This window comes from Streptomyces sp. NRRL F-5135 (assembly GCF_000719775.1).
In the GTDB taxonomy this organism is placed as follows: domain Bacteria; phylum Actinomycetota; class Actinomycetes; order Streptomycetales; family Streptomycetaceae; genus Streptomyces; species Streptomyces hebeiensis.
Map to the genome: position 1 here is coordinate 1 of NZ_JOHR01000046.1, position 1,868 is coordinate 1,868.

A 1,868-nucleotide genomic window follows, 5' to 3' on the forward strand; every position below is an offset into this window, starting at 1 on the left:
CATGTCGAGTCCGCTGCCGCCGGTGTTGGGGTACATGAACAGCTTGCCCGTCGACACCTGTACGGCCAGCAGGTCGTTCTTGCCGCCGCCGCTGAACTCGCCCGCCGCCAGCTCCGTCATCCCCGGGTCGGACACGGCCGAGCCGACGTCCATGTAGTTGCGGTCGATGTTGATGCTGGTACCGCCGTACGACTCGGTGACGTTGCCCGCGTACTGGTGCACCCGCTGGCGGTCGGCCCAGTAACCGGACGGCAGGTTGACGTCGTTCGTGTTCGCCTGGCCGTTCCAGTTCGCGACCCACACCACATCTGGGCGGTGGTAGGAGCTGGAGTTGTAGACCGAGGCGAGGTCCTTGATGCCACTGCTGGAGGAGCTGTAGACACCCGAGCGGAAGCCGAGCTCCCGGATCCGCTGCGACCATCCAGAGAGGTAGTTGAGCACATTGGTCCGGTAGCCGGACGAGTACTGCTCCATGTCCGTGTACAGCACGGTGCCGTTGGCGAAGCCCAGGTCCTTGGCCAGGTCGGCGGCCTTGTCCGCGGACGAGCGGCCCTGCGCCGCCGCGCTGCCGGAGGAGATGCCCGAAGCCTGGAGCCCCGCGTAGATGGGCAGCATGTGCCAGCCGCGCGACGTCTGTGTCTGTATCCATGAGGCGGTCAGGTTGGGCTGTGCGCACACCCGCGTCGGACCGCCGATGTAGATGCCGACACCGCGGTACGGCGAGGCAGCCCAGTCGGACATGGTGGCGTTGGACGGGGCGGCGCAGGCGTCGAACGCCTTGCCCTTGTAACCCGTTGACGGGGTCACCGCTGCGAGGGAGGGGGCCGTGGGCGGCGCCGGTCGCTCGCTGGCAGGCGGCTTCGGCGCGGTGCCGTCCACCGTGGCCGAGGCCAGGATCCGCTGTACGGCGGTGGTGGAGCCGCTGTGACTGGCCGTCGCCGAGAGCCCCGCCGCCTCGAACGTCACGCGAACTTCGTGGCCTTCGTCGGTGGGCAGTGTGCCGGGGACCTGCCCTCCCTCCGGGACAGCCACGACGGGGAGGTCGGTACGCGCGGTGGCGCCGGAGACGGGCTCGATGACCAGGGCGTCAGTCTTCGGCCCGATCAGACGGGTCGGACAGTCCTGGTCGGCCCCGGGGTGGCCGAGGTAGACGGTGTTCCGGTCGAGGCGGACACAGGTGTCGGGACGTGCCGCCAGGTCGACCACGTCCCAGTCGACGGGCACCGTCAGGGACAGACCGTAGTACGAGACGTCCTTGCCGTCCGTCCCCGAGGTGACGGAGCCGGCCGCGTCGGCCGAGGCGGGGTTCAGGGGTGTGGCGACGATGGCGGCGGTCGCGCCGAGGGCGGCCAGTCCGCGGAGGTACTTCGTGGTGTTCTTCTCATTCATGGGAGCTCCCGAGAGCAGCAGCAGGCGGGCGGCGGGCATGGCGCCGCCCGGGCTGCGGACTGAATGGTGAACGGGGCCCGCACCACTGCGGTGCCGGGGCACGGGCCCACGTCCGGTGAAATGGGTAGGGTGCCGGTGCTGCCGGTGCTGCCGGTGCTGCCGGTGCTGCCGGTGCTGCCGGTGCTGCCGGTGCTGCCGGTGCCGGTGCCGGTGCCGGTGCCGGTGGCGGGCGGCTGTCAGCCGGCTGTCCGCCGACGAGCGGTCAGCGGATGGGTGGCCGTGGCCGCCGTAGCCGCCATGGCCGCCATCCGTTGGCGGGTGCCGGGCCGGGAGTGCTGTCAGCCGGAAGGGGTGCCCCGCCACCGGTGTCAACGGGACGGCGTGGTCTACCAGCCGCCGGTGCCTATTTCGGTACGGCCGCCCAGGGTGCTGCCGTTGCCTTTGTAGAGGTAGAGCTTGCCGGTCTTGTAGGGGGTGGA

At 70.5% G+C, this 1,868-nt stretch carries 1 protein-coding gene; it reads right to left on the minus strand.

Annotated elements, in window-relative coordinates:
* The coding region (locus IG02_RS0135330) for a DUF1906 domain-containing protein (RefSeq protein ID WP_051766165.1) at window positions 1–1,389 on the minus strand (1,389 nt) is incomplete at its 3' end.
* Window positions 1,390–1,868 lie beyond the last annotated feature (479 nt).